Raw genomic sequence first — 13,280 nt, forward strand, 5'->3', positions numbered from 1 at the left:
AGCCGTCGCCGCCCCGCGAACAGCGCCGCGCACCGCGCGACCCGGCACCGCCCCAGGGGCACCGCCGGCCCGGCTCGCGCTCGCCGCCACTCGCATCCCACACAAGGTACCGGAGGGGACGGCCGACTCCGTGATGTGACGAGCCCCGCGAAGGACACAACCCGGTATCGACGCTCCGTGAAACCGGCGTGCCACAATCCGCGACATCTTGGGCCAACGCTTTTCGGGCTGCATGGTGCGGGCGGTGCCGACATCGGCTTCGCGCCGGTGACGGCGGCCGCCCGAACTGCTCGTCGGCACAGGTGTGTTGTACGGCCGGCTGCCCCGCACGCGCACGGCGGCGCCCAGGTGGCCGTCCGACGCCGGACGCGGGGAGCTGCGGGAACGCTATTCCGCGACCGTGAAGTAGCGGGAGAACGCCGGGATGATGTCCGGCTCGGTGATGGCGCCGTCGGCGTCGGCGTCGAGGGCCGCGGCGACGGTGCCGGCGAGGTCGGCGGGGACGTGCAGGCAGCGCAGGACGCGGGCGGTGTCGGCGACCGTGACGCGGCCGTCGGCGTCCGTGTCCGCCACGGCGAGGGCCGCGTGCAGGAACGGGCGGGCGATCTCGGCGAAGCGCTCGGGGTTGTCGCGCAGCCGCTTGACCGCGCCGGTGACGAACTCCTCCCGGGTGATGCGCTGGTCGCCGTCCCGGTCCGCGATCCCGGCCATGCCCTGCCAGAACGCCTCCGCGCCCGCGTACAGCGCCTGCCCCTTGTCGGAGCGCGCGGTCACGGAGAACTCGGCGAGGAGCGCCTTGGCCGCCGCGTTGAAGTCCCCGCGGTCGATCCAGCCGTTGCCGTCCTGGTCGAAGGTGGCGAACCGGGCGGCGATCCTGCGCTCGTACTCGGTGCTGACCATGTCTGTTCGGGCCGCCTTACGTGTGCGTCTCGGGCGTGGGGCGGGTGGACGGGCCACCTCGCAGGGAGCGTATGACGCGCATGGCCCCGGCATGGCCGTGACCCGGCGGTTGTGCCAGGACCGGAGGAATTCTGCGACAACAGTGTGGCCGTGTCGCGGGGCACGGGCGCCCTCGGTGACGTGGCGTGGCACAGCGGGCGGCGTGAACGGCGGTGCGAGGAGCGGTGGTGCGGGGCGCGTGTCAGGCCGACAGCGGGCCCGCCTCGTCGGTCGTCGCGGCCTCCAGGTCGGGGTGGACGTCGAAGAGGCGGCGGACGCCGAGCGCGCCGAGGACCCGGTTGACGTGCGAGCCGTCGACGGCGCCCCGGTCGGGCAGGATGAGCCGGAGCCGGCCCTGACAGGAGCGGATCAGCCGGCGGGCGGCGACGAGGACGCCGACCCCGCTGGAGTCGCAGAAGAACACGTCGGAGAGGTCCACGACGAGGCTGTGGTGGCCCTCGGCCACGACGTCGTGCACATGTTGCCGCAGTACCGGCGAGGTCATCAGGTCCAGTTCCCCGGTCACCTGGAGCACGGCCCACTCGCCGCGTTCGACGCCGGTCACCTTGAATGCCACGTCCCTGCCCCTCCGCTCGCCGGAACTTCCGGAACCGCCCGGAAACGGAAGCAGTTCCTACGCTTGCTTCCGCGCGGCTGCCCAGCGGCCGTTCCCTGAAACGTCCGGCGGCAAACTGGACGTGATCGACAAGGGGCTTGTTTCGGTCACTATCGATCCCGTTCGATCACAGATACACAGGGGCCGTGTGAAGCTTATGTGAAGAGGGCACTATCACCTGCAGCGCTCCGGGGGGCGCGCATTGACACAAAGGGGCGTGCGCTGTCAGGTGTGCCGACTACATTCGACAGGACAGCGCGGACAGGCTGGACGGGTCGGACACGGGTGAGGGGAGGGGACCGCATGGCCGAGAAGGACGTACCGCCCCGCTGGGACCGCAAGATGCAGCAGCGGCTGGCCCGCGGTGAGGCGGCCGCCCTGGGCGAGCTGTACGACCGCTTCGCCTCGCTGGTGCACGGCCTCGCCCACCGCGTCCTCGGCGACGACAAGGCCGCCGACACCCTGACCCGCGAGGTCTTCGCCCACCTGTGGGAGCACCCCGAGACCTACGACCCCAAGAAGGGCCCCCTGCGCACCTGGGTCGCGGGAGTCACCCGCCGGCTCGCCGTGGAGCGGCTGCGCGCCAGCGAGACCGCCGCGCTGCCGGAGGGCGGCGGCTCCCTGGCGGAACTGGAGCGCAAGGTGCGCCGCGCCTCGGTCGCCGCCCGCGCCGACTACATCGTCCACTCCATGCCCGCCCCGCTGCGCGCCGCCCTCGACATGGCCTACTTCCAGCGCCGCGACTACCGCCAGACCGCCACCGACCTCGGCGTCACCGAGGACGAGGCCCGCCGCCGGCTCCGCCTCGGCCTGCAGCTGCTCTCCACCGCCCACGACGCCGGCACCCCGCCGGAACACGGGGGCGCGCTGTGAGCGGAGCGGGACGGTTCGAGGCCCAGGACGAGCACGACGAGCACACCGGACACGGGCCGGGGCAGGAGCAGGGGGAGGACAAGCGGCGCCAGGGGTACGGCGGTGCCGGCGGGCGGAGTGACGAGGGGCCCCGCGACGCGGGCGGCGACGGCGGCTCGGGCCACGAGCCGCGCGGCGCCGGCGGCTCCGAGCCGGACCGGCCGGCGCGCATACCGACGCCCCGCGCCTCCGTCGAGGACGGCGGGCGTCCGCTGCCCGGCCTCGACGCCCTCGAACACCTCGCGCCCGCGCCGCTCGACCTGCCGCACGACGTCCTGAAATCGCTCCTCGGCGCCTGGGCGCTGGCCGCCTGCTCGGCGGCGGAGACGGCGGCCGTCGAGGACCATCTGGGCTCCTGCGGAAGCTGCGCCGACGAGGCCCGCCGGCTGCGCGAGGCGGTCGGCCTGCTCCACCAGCCGGAGAGCCTCGACCTGGACCCGGCGCTGCGCACCCGCGTCCTGGAGAGCTGCCTGGAGCGCCGTCCGCCGCGCATCCCGGTGCCCGGGTGGGCGGCGCCGTACGACGCCGAGACCGCGCGCCTGGACGCCCTGCTGCAGGACTTCGGGCGGGCCGAGTGGCACGCGCCGGTGCGGCTGCGGTGGTTCGAGTCCGACACCGCGCGCAGCCGTCGTACGACCGTGGCCGGGGTGATCGCGCACCTGCTGTCGGTGGACGGGCTGGTCGCGGTCGGGCTGGGCCTTCAGGACCCGCTGGCCGAGGTCGGCGAGGTGGCCGAGCGGCGCGCGGTGGGCCCGCGGGAGCGCACCGAGGCGTTCTGGCGGACCTCCCGCTTCCCGCCGACCCGCTCGGTGCGCGGGCCCTGGCGGGAGCAGAGCCACAGCCTGGTGCGGACGGTGTCGTTCACCGGCGGCCACGCGGGCGGGCTCGCGGTGTCGTACGGCGACATCGAACTGCCGCTGCACGACGCCATGCTGGACCGGGCCTTCGCGTGCTGGGTGCACGCCGAGGACATCGCGGAGGCGGTGGACTACCCCTACGGGCCGCCCGCGCCGCGCCACCTGCACAAGATGATCGACCTCGCGGCCCGGATGCTGCCCGCGGCGCTGGCGGAACGCCGGCAGGCGGGGCTGGCCTCGCCCGGCCGCGGCCGCCACCTCGGCGTCGCCGGCGAGCCCGGCCGCAGCCTCAGGCTGGAGATCGAGGGGCACGCCGGAGGCGAGTGGCTGATCCCGCTGGACTCACCGGCGGCGGTGGGCTCCGCGGAGCACGAGGTGGCCCATGTGGCGCTGGACGGCGTGGAGTTCTGCCGGCTGGCCGCCGGACGGGTCTCACCGGAGGACGCGGCGGCCGGGCAGCTGGGCGACCGGGAGGCGATCAGGGACGTGCTGTTCGCCACGGCCGGTCTGAGCCGGATGTAGGTCGTGGGTCGCGGAGGCGCCCCGGACTGCTAGGCGAACACCACGGTCCGGCGGCCGTTGAGCAGAATCCTGCGCTCCGCGTGCCACTTCACCGCCCGCGCCAGCGCCTGGCACTCCACGTCCCGGCCGATGGCGACCAGCTGGTCCGGCGTCACACCGTGGCCGACGCGCTCGACCTCCTGCTCGATGATCGGCCCCTCGTCCAGGTCGGCGGTCACATAGTGCGCCGTCGCCCCGATGAGCTTGACGCCCCTGGCGTGCGCCTGGTGGTACGGCTTCGCGCCCTTGAAGCTCGGCAGGAAGGAGTGGTGGATGTTGATGATCCGGCCGCTGAGCTGCTTGCACAGGTCGTCCGAGAGAACCTGCATGTAGCGGGCGAGGACGACCAGTTCGACGCCCTCCTCGCGGACGATCTCCAGCAGCCTCGCCTCGGCGTCCGCCTTCGTGTCCTTCGTCACCGGAAGGTGGTGGAAGGGAACGTTGTAGGAGCCCACCAGCTCCTCGAAGTCGGTGTGGTTCGAGACCACGCCCACGATCTCCACCGGCAGCGCCCCGATCCGCGCCCGGAACAGCAGGTCGTTCAGGCAGTGCCCGAACTTGCTGACCATCAGCAGGATCCGCATCCTCTCGTCGGCCCGGTTGATCTGCCAGTCCATGTGGAAGGAGTCGCCGACCGCCGCGAAGCTCGCGCGCAGTTTGTCCACCGTCACCGGCGCCTCGGCCGAGAAGTGGACGCGCATGAAGAACAGACCCGTGTCGTGGTCGCCGAACTGCTGGCTGTCCTCGATGTTGCAGCCGGTCATGAAGAGGTAGCTCGACACGGCGTGCACGATGCCCTTCTTGTCCGGGCAGGACAGGGTGAGGACGTACTGGTCGGCCGGGGCGGCGGCAGGCGCGGACTGCTCATTCATGCCCTACAGGTTCTCACGTCGAACGCCCGCCGGGGGTGATCGTCCCGCAGGGCGGGACAACGGGGCGGGACGGCGGCGGGAACGCCTACGCGGTCCGGGTCATGATCCTGAGGACTTCCAGGGTCTTCGGCGGCGCGTCCGGGTCCTCGCCGTCGCTCACGGTCATCCGGACGTGCGCGTCCCGCGCCGCCCGGACCGCATCGGGCCAGCCCGGGTGGTCGAGGTAGGCGGAGACCGGCGCGTCCGGGCCGACCTGGTGCATGATCCGCAGCACCCGCAGCACGGCGCTGTCCACGAGCGCCGCCTCCTGCGAGTCACGGAAGATCGTGCCGACGTACTTCTCGGCGGACCAGTTGTCCAGCCAGGTGTCCTCCACCAGCCGGTAGACGGCGTCGGTGACGTCGCCGTACCCGTCCACGCCGGCCAGCCAGGCGTCCCGCTGGAACACCGGGTCGGAGAGCATGTGCAGCGCCGAGCGCACATTGCTGCGCCAGCGCCACCACGGCATGTCGCTTAGGGGCATGCCGCCCATGGTGGAGGAGCGACGGCCACGACGGGAAGAGTTCTCCGAACCTTGCACGGTCATCGATCGTACGTTCCCCGTCACACCGGCCTCACGGGCCCCTGGAATTCACCCGTGCGTCACCTTTGGTTGACTCTGGGTCACTCGCCGGTTCGTCGTGTGAGGGAATCGTGCATGCACATGACCGGCAGGCGACGCGCGATCCGTACTTTCCTCCAGACCCCTCTCCGCCCCGGAAGAGCCACCGCCCTGACGGCGGGCGCGCTGGCCCTGTGTACGTCGCTCACCGCCGGATGCGGGGTCATCCCCGGTGCCACGGGGGGCTCCGGGGATGGCCCGATCAAGGTCATGACCTGGGCCCCGCAGGACACCGACGCCACCAACAAGCCCGGCATGCCCGCGATGGCCCTCGCCTACGCCAAGTGGATCAACGCGAACGGCGGCATCAACGGCCGCAAGCTGCAGGTCCTGACCTGCAACGACCACAACGACAGCGTGGGCGCCGCCAGGTGCGCCCGGTACGCGGCCGACGAGGACGTGGTCGCGGTCGTCGGCTCCTACAGCCAGTTCACCGACTCCTACTCCGCCCCGCTGGAAGGCGCCGGCATCCCCTACATAGGCGGCTACGGCGTCACCAACGACGAGTTCACCGGACAGATGTCGTACCCGGTCAACGGCGGCCAGCCCGCCCTGCTCGCCGGTCTCGGCAAGGCCCTCGCGGCCGACTGCGGCAACATCTCCCTGGTCCGGCCCGACAGCATCGCCGGCGACGAGCTGCCCGTGCTGCTCGACTCCGGGCTGCAGGCGGGCCGGCACGCCAAGGCCGGCGACCAGCTCGCCCAGGAGGACGCCACCGAGTACGGCGACAAGGCCGACCAGGCGCTGCGCTACGCCACCCGGGACCTGGCGAAGAAGGGCTGCGTGGTCCCCGCGCTCGGCGACCGCACCGACACCTTCATGGACTCCTTCCGCCGCGAGCGCGACGGCTTCCCCCCGGTACGGCTCGGGACCGTGCTCGGCAGCGTCGACCAGAGCGTGATCAACGCCACCGGCGGGGCGTCGGGGCCGTACGAGGGGGCGTACATCACCGGCTGGTACCCGCCGGCGTCGGACTCGCGCTGGGACCCGATGAAGAAGGTGATCGACGAGGAGGCCTTCGGCGACAACCGCATCGACCCCGCGGACGCCGGGGTGCAGACCACCTGGATCGCGTACACCGTGCTGAAGGCCGTCCTGGACGAGATCGGCGGCGGTGAGGTCACCGCCGACTCCGTGCGGCGCACCCTCGACAACGGTCTGCGGGTCTCCACCGGCGGTCTCACCCCGACCCTGCACTGGTCCTACTCCAGCAAGCTGGCCGCGGTCGGCTTCCCGCGCATGGTCAACGCCGACGTCACCCTGCAGGTGGTGCAGGACGGCAGGCTGGTCGCGGCCCGCAAGGGCGTCGGCGGGCTCGACGGCACCACCGACATGACCTCGATCCTGGAGAACGCCGACGTGCAGTGACGCCCGCCGGCGCGTCCCCTTAAGCCGTCACAGCTGGGTCGGCTGGCGCCGGGTCAGGCCGTACTTCCCCGCGATCGCGTTCCACAGCGCCGCCGCCTTCACCTTCTGCGCGCTGGCGGTGCCGCTCGCCCGGTTGCCGGCCTGGGTCTCGCCCGTGACGCGGGCGTGGCCCTTGTGGCAGACCCTGCGGTTCTTGGCCTGGTCGGCCCAGGCGGCGTAGTGGCTGTCGGCGGAGGCGGAGGCCTGCCAGGCCTTGGTCAACGCCGTGGTGAGTTCGGCGTGGTTCGGGAGCTTGTCCACGGACAGCCGGCCGAGCCGGGTCACCAGGTCGCCGCGCTGCTTGGCCGCGTCGCGCAGGCTGGAGCCCGCTGTGTCGAGGTCGGTGCAGTTCTTGACGTCGGCCACCGACTTGATCACCGTGGCGCGGCTGCTGCCGCTGTCGGCGAGCAGCTTGTCCAGTTCGACCGCCTGCTGCCGGGCCGGGTCGGCGGCGGGCGCGGAGCTCTGCCCGGGCGCCGCCGAGGTGGCCGCGACCGTCTTGCCGTCGGTGCCCTGGTCCGTGCCGCCGCCGCTGAGCAGCGCGCCGGCGCCCACCCCGATGACGACGATGCCGACGCCGATCGCGGCGATCAGCGGCACCCGCGAGCGGGTCCGGGGCGGGTCGTCGTCGTGCGCGGGGGCGTACGACGGCTGCTGGGCGCCGTAGGAGGGCTGCTGCGCGCCGTAGGGCGGGCGGGCCGGGCCGCCGGGATAGGCGTCCTGCTGCTGGACGCGCGGCATCTGCTGGGTGGCCCCGGGCGGGCCGTCACCGTCCGCGGGGCCGCCGCGGAAGAGGTGGTCGAACCCGTCCGGCGACGGCCCCGCGCCCTGCGCCTGGTGCTGCGCCTGCGCGGCGTACGGCGGAATGTACTGGGTGGCCTCGGCGTCGGACGGCGCGGGCGGCTGCTGGGGGGCGCGGCCGAGGTAGCGGGTCTCCTCGCCGTGCGACTCGGGCGGCAGCGCGCCGGGCGCCACCGGCGGGAGGTACTGGGTCGCGCCCTCGTCGGCGGGGGCGGCCGGGACCGGCGGCAGGTACTGCGTGGCGCCCTCGTCGCCGGCCGCCTGCACCGGCGGTATGTACTGCGTCGCGCCCTCGTCCGCCGGGGGCAGCGGGGCGGCCGGCTGCGCGTACGACGGCTGCGGCTGGTGCTGCTGCTGGTACGGCTCGGGTGCCGTGCCGTACCCGGGCTGCTGCCCGGCGCCGTAGCCGCCGCCCTGGCCGTAGGGCTGCTGCCCGTACGACAGGGCCGGGGCGCCCTCGGGCGGCAGCGGGCCGGGGTTCGCGGCCGGCGGCTGCTGGTGCGGGGTGTCCGGGGTGTGCCACTGCTGGGCCGCCGCCGGGGGCCAGCCCTGGTCCTGCCGGGGCGGCTGCTGCTCGGGCCCCCAGGAGCCGCCCCAGGCCTGCCCGCCTGCCGGGGCGGCCGTGGCGGGGGCGGGCACGCCGGTCATGCCCGGCAACAGGGGCTCGCCTCCGTCGGAGGGCAGCACGATGCCTTCGCGCGCGGGCCGCGCCGAGGGCTCCTCGCCCTGTCCACTCTGCGTCACCGGGACTCCTACTAATGGGGGACCTTGTGAATCGGGCTCACGCTACCGGGTCCCCCGAGCCGGGTGCCATGCAGCTCAGGGCGCGATCTTCTTCCCTGTGACAGCGATTACAGAACCGCCCCCGCGGTGTGCCGGTATAGGCTGCTTTGCGCGCCGTGCACGCACACCGCGGGGCCGGTGACGTTCACGCGGCCTGCTGGAGGTCGAGGCGCGCCCCGAACTCCCGTACCACCGCCTCCTCCCGGAACGGCTCCAGGCGCAGCTGGAGGTCCTCCAGATACTCGGCACCCCGGTTGGAGCGCAGCGTCTGAAGCAGCTCCACCGCCTTCAGGCCGGTGCCGCAGGCCTGTTCGATCTCCCGCTGCTGCACCTGGGCCGTGGCGAGCAGACACAGGCCGATGGCGCGCCGGCGGGCCCGGGACTCCGGATGCCCGGCCAGCGACTGCTCGGCGTACCGGGCCGCCTGCTCGGGCTCGCCGAGGTCGCGGTGGCAGTGCGCCAACTCGTCGGCGAGATACGCCTCGTCGAAGTGCCGGATCCACACCGGGTCGTCGCCCGAGGAGCCGTCCGCCCGCTCCATCGCCGTCACCGCGCGCCCGATGGAGGCATGCGCCGCGCGCATGTCACCGAGCAGGGCGTGCCCGCGCGCCTCGGCCGCGTGGAACATCGCCTCCGCGCGCGGGGTCACATGCCCGCGCGCCCCTTCCTGCGCCGCCCGCGCCAACTGGGCGATCTCGCGCGGGTTTCCGAGCTGCGCGGCGAGGTGGCTCATGGACGCGGCGAGCACGTAACCGCCGTATCCGCGGTCCCCGGCGGCCTGCGCCAGCCGCAGCGACTGGATGTAGTACCGCTGGGCCAGGCCCGGCTGGCCGGTGTCGACGGCCATGTAGCCCGCCAGCTCGGTCAACCGGGCGACGGAGGCGAAGAGTTCGCGTCCGACCGTCTCCCGGTAGGAGCCGGCGAGCAGCCCGGAGACCACGCTGTTCAGGTAGTGCACGACCACCGGGCGCACATGCCCGCTGCCGAACTGGTGGTCCAGGTCGGTCAGCGCCTGCGTCATGGACCGTACGGCCGCCACGTCGGCCTGGCCCACGCGCGGGCCCGCCTGCCGGGCCACCTGGGCGTCCGGCGCCGAGATCAGCCAGTCGCGGCTGGGCTCGACCAGCGCGGAGGCGGCGACGGAGGAACCGGACAGGAAGTCCCGGCGCCCCACGTCGCTGCGCCACAGCTCGCAGACCTGCTCGATGGCCCCCAGTACCGTCGGCGAGAACTGGAGACCCACACCCGAGGCGAGGTTCTTGCCGTTGGCCATGCCGATCTCGTCGATCGTGACCGTACGGCCGAGCTTGCGCCCGAGCGCCTCCGCGATGATCGCCGGCGCCCGGCCCCGCGGCTGCTGCCCGCGCAGCCAGCGGGCCACGGACGTCTTGTCGTAGCGCAGGTCGAGACCGTGCTCGGCGCCGCACATGTTGACCCGCCGGGCCAGCCCGGCGTTCGAGCACCCCGCTTCCTGGATGAGAGCCTGCAGCCGTTCGTTCGGCTGCCTCGCCACGAGAGGCCTTGCGGCCATGTGCTACCCCCTGCGTTGCGATCCCCTGGGCCGTGACCGTTTTCGGGAAGATCACTGCCCAGTTGACATACCGTCAATGCGTGACATGTGCGGTTTGCCGGGGTAACTACGGTTGCCAACCCCACCCCTGGCTACCCCGTCCACGCCCCGGTTCCTCCCGCGCGCCCCCACCCGTGCACCCATGCGCCCCGACTGCCGAATCGATGCTCCACCCCCGCGCGCGTTACGGCCGTAACTCCAGGTGGGCGCGGGAGTTGAGAGGGGCGTGGAAGAGACGATCGCGGGCGCCCCGAACACTCAGATGGCCGGTCAGATTCCGCAGCAGCGCGGGGAATCACTGCTGGAGACCGCCGTACGCTACGCCGAGGAGCGGCACTGGGACGTGGTCCCGGGCACCTGGCTGGAAGCGGTCGCGGGCATCCAGCGCTGCTCGTGCGGCGACGCCTCCTGCCCTGCGCCGGGTGCGCACCCCGCGCGCCCCGACTGGCCGACCCAGGCGACCGGCAGCGCGACCGTGGCGCGCCGGATGTGGCAGAAGCAGCCGACGGCCTCGATCCTGCTGCCGACGGGGCGGACCTTCGACGCGCTGTCCGTCCCGGAGAGCGCGGGGTTCCTCGCGCTGGCCCGCATGGAGCGGATGGAGCTGACGCTGGGCCCGGTGACGCTCGCTCCGGACCGGCGGATGCACTTCTTCGTGCTGCCGGGAGGCGCCGCGAAGGCACCGGAGCTGGTCCGCAAGCTCGGCTGGTCGCCCGCGTCGCTGGACCTGGTCGCGCTGGGCGAGGGGGCGTACGTGGCCGCTCCCCCGACCCGGTTCGGGTCCCGGGGAGCCGTGCAGTGGGCCCGCCGGCCCACCCCCGCGAACCGCTGGCTGCCGGACGCCGAGGAGCTGATCTCGCCGCTCGCCTACGCCTGCGGGCGGGACCGGTGAGCACACTCCCGCGCCCCTGAGGTCGGCATCGCCGCCGTAACCTTCATCCATGACCGAAGTTGCGGTGCGCGTACGGGGGCTCTGGAAGCGGTTCGGGCAGCAGGTCGCCGTCGGGGGGATCGATCTGGAGCTGCCCGCCGGGAAGTTCATCGGGCTGGTCGGGCCGAACGGGGCCGGGAAGACCACCACGCTGTCCATGGTGACCGGGCTGCTGCGGCCCGACGACGGCACGGTGGAGGTCGTCGGGCACGACGTGTGGCGCGACCCCGTCGCCGTCAAGGCGCGCATCGGCGTCCTCCCCGAAGGGCTGCGGCTGTTCGAGCGGCTGTCGGGGCGCGAGCTGCTCGGCTACTCCGGACGGCTGCGCGGGCTGCCGGGGCCCGAGGTCGACAAGCGGGCCACGCAACTGCTGGACGTCCTCGACCTGGCCGGCGCCCAGCACAAACTCGTCGTCGACTACTCGACCGGCATGCGCAAGAAGATCGGACTCGCCGCCGCGCTCCTGCACAACCCCGAGGTGCTCTTCCTGGACGAGCCGTTCGAGGGCGTCGACCCGGTGTCCGCGCAGACCATCCGTGGCGTCCTGGAGCGGTACACCGCCTCCGGCGCCACCGTCGTCTTCTCCTCCCACGTGATGGAGCTGGTCGAGTCGCTGTGCGACTGGGTCGCCGTCATGGCGGCGGGCCGCATCCGGGCCACGGGACCGCTGGACGAGGTGCGCGGGGAGCACCCGACGCTGCAGACGGCCTTCCTGGAACTGGTCGGGGCGAGCGGCCGGGACACCGGATCCGATCTGGACTGGCTGGGCGGCGGGGCCGCCCGATGACGAACCTCACCTCCACCCTCGTACGGCTGAAACTGTCGCTGCTTCGCAACGGGCTGCGGCAGTCCGGCGGCCGGCGGGCCGCGTTCGTCGCCTCGGCGGTCGTCGCCGTCCTGTTCGCGCTGTCCCAGCTGCTCGGGCTGCTTCTGCTGCGCGGGCACGCGCACGCCGACGTGATCGCCGTCCCCGGCACGGCCGTGCTGGCGCTGGGCTGGGCGGTGCTGCCGCTGTTCTTCCCGTCCGGCGACGAGACCCTGGACCCCACCCGGCTGGTGATGCTGCCGCTGCGGCCCCGCCCGCTGGTCCGGGCGCTGCTCGTGGCCTCCCTGGTGGGCACCGGCCCGCTGTTCACGCTGCTGGTGCTGGCCGGCTGCGCGCTGTCCGTCGCGCACGGCGGCGCCGCCTACGCCGTCGCGGTGGTCGCCGTCGTCCTCGCCCTGCTGGGCTGCGTGGCGCTGGCGCGGGCCGTCGCCACGGCCAACGTACGGCTGCTGACCAGCCGGAAGGGCCGCGATCTCGCGGTGCTGAGCGGACTGGTGATCGCGATCGGCGCGCAGCTGGTCAACTTCGGGGCGCGCCAGCTCGGTTCGGCCGGGCTCGGGCGGCTGCAGCCGGTCGCGGACGTGCTGTCCTGGGTGCCGCCCGCGTCGGCGGTCGCGGCGGTCCGCTCGGCCAGCGACGGCTCGTACGGCATCGCGGTCGCCCAACTCGCCGTCGCCGCCGCCGGGTTGGCGGCGCTGATCGCGGTGTGGGCGCGGAGCCTGACCCGGCTGATGACCGCGCCCGACGCCTCCACGCTGCAGCCCGTCGACACCGGCGACCGCGGCCGCTCCGCCGCCGGACTCGGCCGGCTGCTGCCGCGGGGCCGCACGGGCCCGGTCATGGAGCGCAGCCTGCGCTACATCTGGCGGGACCCGAAGACCAAGGCCGCCTGGGTGACCTCGCTGGCGATCGGACTGATCGTGCCCGTGTTCAACGCGATCCAGGGCACCGGGTCCGTCTACTTCGCGTGCTTCGCCGCCGGGATGCTCGGCATCCAGATGTACAACCAGTTCGGGCAGGACACCTCCGCCTTCTGGATGGTGGCCACGACCATCTCCTCACCCCGGGACGCCTACGCCGAACTGCGCGGCCGCGCGCTGGCCCTGCTGCTGATCACCCTGCCGTACGCGGCCCTCGTCGCCACGGTGACCACCGCCCTGCTCGGCGCCTGGTCCCGGCTGCCCGAGGTGCTCGGCCTGTCCTTCGCCCTGCTCGGCGCGATGCTGGCCACCGGCGCCTGGACCTCGGCCCGCTTCCCCTACTCCATCCCCCAGGAGGGCCACAAGAACGTCGCCCCCGGCCAGGCCGGCCTCGCCTGGATCGCCATCTTCGGCGGCATGGTCTCGGCGGCCCTGCTGTGCTCCCCGGTCATCGCCGTGACGATCTGGCTCCACGTGAGCGCGGACGGAGCGGACTTCGGGTGGCTGCTGCTGCCGGTGGGGGCGGCGTACGGCGCCGGGCTGACCCTGCTGGGCCTGCGCCTGGCGGCACCGAGGACGGCGGCACGGCTGCCGGAGATCCTGACGGCTGTCAGCAAGGGGTAG

At 73.4% G+C, this 13,280-nt stretch carries 12 protein-coding genes; 6 read left to right on the forward strand and 6 right to left on the reverse strand.

Going from position 1 to position 13,280, the window contains the following annotated elements; genetic code table 11:
* Positions 1 to 387: 387 nt before the first annotated feature.
* Complete coding sequence (locus AB0950_RS25235; RefSeq protein WP_360160156.1) at positions 388 to 900, reverse strand: EF-hand domain-containing protein; 513 nt, start codon at positions 898 to 900, stop codon at positions 388 to 390.
* Between the two features lie 241 nt (positions 901 to 1,141).
* Positions 1,142 to 1,516: an STAS domain-containing protein gene (locus AB0950_RS25240; protein ID WP_360160157.1), complete on the reverse strand. Its 375-nt coding sequence runs from the start codon at positions 1,514 to 1,516 to the stop codon at positions 1,142 to 1,144.
* Positions 1,517 to 1,858: 342 nt separating this feature from the next.
* On the opposite strand from AB0950_RS25240, the gene AB0950_RS25245 reads away from it, so the two are divergent.
* Positions 1,859 to 2,428, forward strand: a complete 570-nt coding sequence (locus AB0950_RS25245; protein WP_360575432.1) for a sigma-70 family RNA polymerase sigma factor — start codon at positions 1,859 to 1,861, stop codon at positions 2,426 to 2,428.
* The gene (locus AB0950_RS25250) at positions 2,425 to 3,846 is read left to right on the forward strand and encodes a zf-HC2 domain-containing protein (RefSeq protein ID WP_360160159.1); all 1,422 of its coding nucleotides are present in this window, start codon (positions 2,425 to 2,427) and stop codon (positions 3,844 to 3,846) included. The genes AB0950_RS25245 and AB0950_RS25250 overlap by 4 nt, the downstream gene beginning before the upstream one ends.
* 29 nt (positions 3,847 to 3,875) lie before the next feature.
* Here the strand turns inward: AB0950_RS25250 and purU are convergent, their stop codons facing one another.
* Positions 3,876 to 4,757 carry a formyltetrahydrofolate deformylase gene (purU, locus tag AB0950_RS25255; protein WP_360160160.1) on the reverse strand — a complete coding sequence of 294 codons (882 nt, stop codon included), beginning with the start codon at positions 4,755 to 4,757 and terminating at the stop codon, positions 3,876 to 3,878.
* An 85-nt stretch (positions 4,758 to 4,842) separates the two neighbouring features.
* Positions 4,843 to 5,343, reverse strand: a complete 501-nt coding sequence (locus AB0950_RS25260; protein ID WP_366779464.1) for a hypothetical protein — start codon at positions 5,341 to 5,343, stop codon at positions 4,843 to 4,845.
* Between the two features lie 117 nt (positions 5,344 to 5,460).
* Between AB0950_RS25260 and AB0950_RS25265 the strand changes: the two genes are divergently transcribed.
* A complete protein-coding gene (locus AB0950_RS25265) occupies positions 5,461 to 6,786 on the forward strand; it encodes an ABC transporter substrate-binding protein (RefSeq protein ID WP_366779465.1) in 1,326 nt (441 codons plus the stop codon).
* 27 nt (positions 6,787 to 6,813) lie between these two features.
* Here AB0950_RS25265 and AB0950_RS25270 read toward each other — a convergent pair whose 3' ends face one another.
* Positions 6,814 to 8,370 carry a hypothetical protein gene (locus AB0950_RS25270; RefSeq protein ID WP_366779466.1) on the reverse strand — a complete coding sequence of 519 codons (1,557 nt, stop codon included), beginning with the start codon at positions 8,368 to 8,370 and terminating at the stop codon, positions 6,814 to 6,816.
* A gap of 184 nt (positions 8,371 to 8,554) precedes the next feature.
* Positions 8,555 to 9,940, reverse strand: a complete 1,386-nt coding sequence (locus tag AB0950_RS25275; RefSeq protein ID WP_366779467.1) for a transcriptional regulator — start codon at positions 9,938 to 9,940, stop codon at positions 8,555 to 8,557.
* A 265-nt stretch (positions 9,941 to 10,205) separates the two neighbouring features.
* Here AB0950_RS25275 and AB0950_RS25280 point away from each other — a divergent pair, with 265 nt between their 5' ends.
* From AB0950_RS25280 to AB0950_RS25290, 3 genes are read left to right on the forward strand one after another with little or no spacing between them, the layout of a single operon-like run.
* On the forward strand, positions 10,206 to 10,871 hold the full coding sequence (locus AB0950_RS25280; RefSeq protein ID WP_360160165.1) for a bifunctional DNA primase/polymerase: 666 nt from the start codon (positions 10,206 to 10,208) through the stop codon (positions 10,869 to 10,871).
* 49 nt (positions 10,872 to 10,920) lie between these two features.
* Positions 10,921 to 11,697, forward strand: a complete 777-nt coding sequence (locus tag AB0950_RS25285; RefSeq protein WP_360160166.1) for an ABC transporter ATP-binding protein — start codon at positions 10,921 to 10,923, stop codon at positions 11,695 to 11,697.
* The gene (locus tag AB0950_RS25290) at positions 11,694 to 13,280 is read left to right on the forward strand and encodes a transporter (protein WP_366779468.1); all 1,587 of its coding nucleotides are present in this window, start codon (positions 11,694 to 11,696) and stop codon (positions 13,278 to 13,280) included. Before AB0950_RS25285 ends, AB0950_RS25290 begins: the two co-directional genes overlap by 4 nt.

The organism is Streptomyces sp. NPDC007189 (assembly GCF_040703635.1).
Taxonomy (GTDB): Bacteria; Actinomycetota; Actinomycetes; order Streptomycetales; family Streptomycetaceae; genus Streptomyces.

Coding starts and splice junctions, on each gene's coding strand:
- AB0950_RS25235 (WP_360160156.1), bottom strand. CDS start 900: ATGGTCAGCACCGAGTACGAGCGCAGGATCGCCGCCCGGTTCGCCACC.
- AB0950_RS25245 (WP_360575432.1), top strand. CDS start 1,859: ATGGCCGAGAAGGACGTACCGCCCCGCTGGGACCGCAAGATGCAGCAG.
- purU (WP_360160160.1), bottom strand. CDS start 4,757: ATGAATGAGCAGTCCGCGCCTGCCGCCGCCCCGGCCGACCAGTACGTC.
- AB0950_RS25260 (WP_366779464.1), bottom strand. CDS start 5,343: ATGACCGTGCAAGGTTCGGAGAACTCTTCCCGTCGTGGCCGTCGCTCC.
- AB0950_RS25265 (WP_366779465.1), top strand. CDS start 5,461: ATGACCGGCAGGCGACGCGCGATCCGTACTTTCCTCCAGACCCCTCTC.
- AB0950_RS25275 (WP_366779467.1), bottom strand. CDS start 9,940: ATGGCCGCAAGGCCTCTCGTGGCGAGGCAGCCGAACGAACGGCTGCAG.
- AB0950_RS25285 (WP_360160166.1), top strand. CDS start 10,921: ATGACCGAAGTTGCGGTGCGCGTACGGGGGCTCTGGAAGCGGTTCGGG.
- AB0950_RS25290 (WP_366779468.1), top strand. CDS start 11,694: ATGACGAACCTCACCTCCACCCTCGTACGGCTGAAACTGTCGCTGCTT.